4 protein-coding genes are annotated in these 2,792 nt (G+C 46.3%); all 4 read right to left on the bottom strand.

Annotated features, from left to right (window positions below; genetic code table 11):
* Positions 1–172 (bottom strand): RNA 3'-terminal phosphate cyclase (locus QXT17_RS10010; protein ID WP_342815863.1); only part of this gene is annotated, 172 nt, incomplete at its 3' end.
* Between the two features lie 574 nt (positions 173–746).
* Positions 747–1,388, bottom strand: coding sequence for an archaetidylinositol phosphate synthase (pgsA, locus tag QXT17_RS10005; protein WP_020962083.1), 642 nt, complete (start codon positions 1,386–1,388; stop codon positions 747–749).
* Positions 1,389–1,408: 20 nt separating this feature from the next.
* Entirely contained in the window at positions 1,409–1,762 is a 354-nt protein-coding gene (locus QXT17_RS10000; protein ID WP_020962084.1) for a nascent polypeptide-associated complex protein, read from the bottom strand.
* Between the two features lie 783 nt (positions 1,763–2,545).
* The coding region (locus QXT17_RS09995) for a hypothetical protein (protein ID WP_342815865.1) at positions 2,546–2,792 on the bottom strand (247 nt) is incomplete at its 5' end.

Raw genomic sequence — 2,792 nt, 5'->3', positions numbered from 1 at the left:
GCTCCGCGATAAACCTCAAAGCCGTCAAGTGCTGGGGCCTCAGGCCCGGCGGGTCCCTCTTAGCCCTAATATTGTAGACCCTCAACGGGCTACCAATAAGGGCAGCCAAAGCAATGCTATACCTGAGCAGTTGCCCGCCCCCCTCCCCAAACGACCCATCAACCTCGATCATACCCAAACCAACAATACACACAACAAGGGGGCCTAATAGCATTTTGCCCACAAACAGCATCAACCAACACACAAGCAAGAACACTTTTCAAGGAGACAAGGAATACACTAAATCGACCCACAACTAGAAAACTTCACAACGATTCTTCCAAAATTGCACAATAAGAACCATAGACATCAGTGCCACCTTGAGCCCACCGACCTTTCAATTATTTCTGAGTTGCATCGGGACAGGATACGCTACTTTCCAATCCTACTATATTACCTTTCAATTCTTTCTGAGTTGCATCCGAAATTTTTTACCGAGGAGGGGTTTATATGTTTAACGTTTAGTTTTAGCAAGAAGTCTGTAAAACTGCCCTAGCACTCAAATTTACCCGTTGGAGGCTTCTGAAACTTCCCAATTGGGAATCTTCCCGGAATAGCCCGTTTGAGGTCGGGAAGTTTTCCCGTAATCTCTTTTTAAAAATAGGCTTCCCGTCGAGAAACTTCATAAATAACTTTTAGTTTTCTTATGATGTGTGATTATAAAAATTGGGCTTTAATCTGGTTCTTGGCATTGGTTTTTGGAGAACTTATGCGCTGGTTGGGGCGCGTGTTAGGGTTTTGTATGCGTGGGTTATTCGCTGTGCGACTGTGTAGTATGTTGCGGCGACGAGTGCCCAGAACAGTATGTATGCTGGTGTCCAGTAGTTGAGGGCTAGCAGGAGGTATATTGAGACCTTTGCTATGAGCCTTTCTGCCCTCTCTGCTAGGCCTACTCCTGCCATCTTTACGCCTAGGGACTCCGCGCGGGCCCTGGTGTAGCTTACTAGGAACTCGCCTGTGACGAGTAGGAGTGCCTCGTAGGTGCTCGTGAGGCCTGCCGTGTAGAGGGGCAGGACTGTCAGTGCGTCTGTGGTCCTGTCGAAGGTTGAGTCTAGGAAGGCGCCGAAGCTAGTGGCCCTGTTTGTCTTTCTGGCGACGTAGCCGTCTATGGCGTCCATTAGGCCCGCGAACGCGAAGAGGCAGAGGAAAACTGGGAAGGAGCCCGTAAAGGCGAGGGTAGCTACTGCGACGGCTCCAAGCAGGAAGCCGAGAATGGTTATTTGGTTGGGGCTGAGGCCCAGGGCTACGAATAGGTTTCCGAGGGGCTCGACTATTTTTTCTAGTCTCTGCTTTATCCTTGTCAACACGTCTGGAATGACTAGTTCATAGACAAAAACCTTGCTGTGCAACGCAGGTGGAAAAAAGAAGCCTAGGCCTTTTTCTGGCTGAGTAGCAGGATTGCCCTAGCTATGTCTCCCCCTGCCTCGATGAGAGCCTTCCTTGCCTCTTCCTGGCTGGCGCCCGTCTTGAGTACGACTAGCTCGACGTCTTCCTGCGATATCTCTGGAACCTCTTGTTGCGCCGCGGCCACCTCTTCTTCTATGCCCGACACGTAGTATATCCTGGAGCCGCCCTTGATCTCGATTACCTGGACTTCCGGAGACCTGATAACTATGGTCTTGCCCTGCATCTTGAGCTGTACCTCCTGGACGCCGTCAAGGGGCTTAAAGTTGAGGCCCATGCGTTCCAGGAGCCTCCTCTGCTCCCTATTCAGCCTAAACATACAAACACCACAAAGAAAAACCACAAAGAACTATATAATTCTTAACACCCGCAAACAAGCACGAAAAATCCCGCACCCAGCCCAAAAACTCATTCTATTCCTTTCCCCACTACATCTAGTCCCATAGACAAGCACATAAAGGTAAAAGGCCCAGATCCATTCGTTTCTGATACCTTTTTGCCGATATCTTAGATATCGTTGTCCTTATTTTCTTTCAATTCATTCGTTCCTGATATGTTGCGTAAATATTTCAGTCGTATTGTCGTCTTTGCAACCTTTCAATTCATTCTTTTCTGATACAAATCCCATTAATTGTCAGTGTAAAGCGTAACAACACTTTCAATTCATTCTTTTCTGATACCACGATTTCAATGCGGTCATCTTCATCTTAAAAAACACTTTCTTTCAATTCATTCTTTTCTGATACTGTTTCCCAGTGGTTTATTTTGTTGGGGTGTTATTTATTTGTTTCTCTGTTGTGTGAAAGTGTTTTTGTGCAAGTGTTTCCCATTTATCATTGTAGGATTTCTTTAGTTTTCTCATTGTGCATGGTAAATGATATGAACTGGGAAGAGGGACCAGGGAGGAATGTATTTTACAAAGATGCTTCTTCCCGTAAAGCGTTAAAGCTTCCCGTGGAAAACATTTCTACAGAGATTTCCAAGGGAACCCTTTCCTCCCACCCCGTATCACGGTGGGGAAATCTCTGTTTTTCTCTTTATCTTTTTTGTTGCTTGGTGCTTGCATGGGAAGAAGGCTAAGTTGTTGGGTGCTTGGTGGGGGTTATTGTTGTTGTTGGAGTGTTTTCTTTACTGCTTGGATTAGTGCTTCTTTTATGTTTTGGGTTTCTGTTATGTGTCCTTGGTATAGGTCGTTTACTCCTCCTCCTTTTCCTTTGAGGGTTTGGGATATGTTTTGGCCGATTGTTCTGGCGTCGAGTTTGTCTAGTAGGTCGTTGGTTATTTTGAGGGCGAAGTTTCCGTTTGTGTTTAGTGCTAGGACTATGCTTTTTGTGAGGTTTTTTGCTATG

It is taken from the genome of Thermofilum sp., assembly GCF_038871435.1.
Taxonomy (GTDB): Archaea; Thermoproteota; Thermoprotei; order Thermofilales; family Thermofilaceae; genus Thermofilum; species Thermofilum adornatum.
Note: the sequence above shows the minus strand (reverse complement) of the source record. Positions and strands in the feature narration are given on the sequence as shown.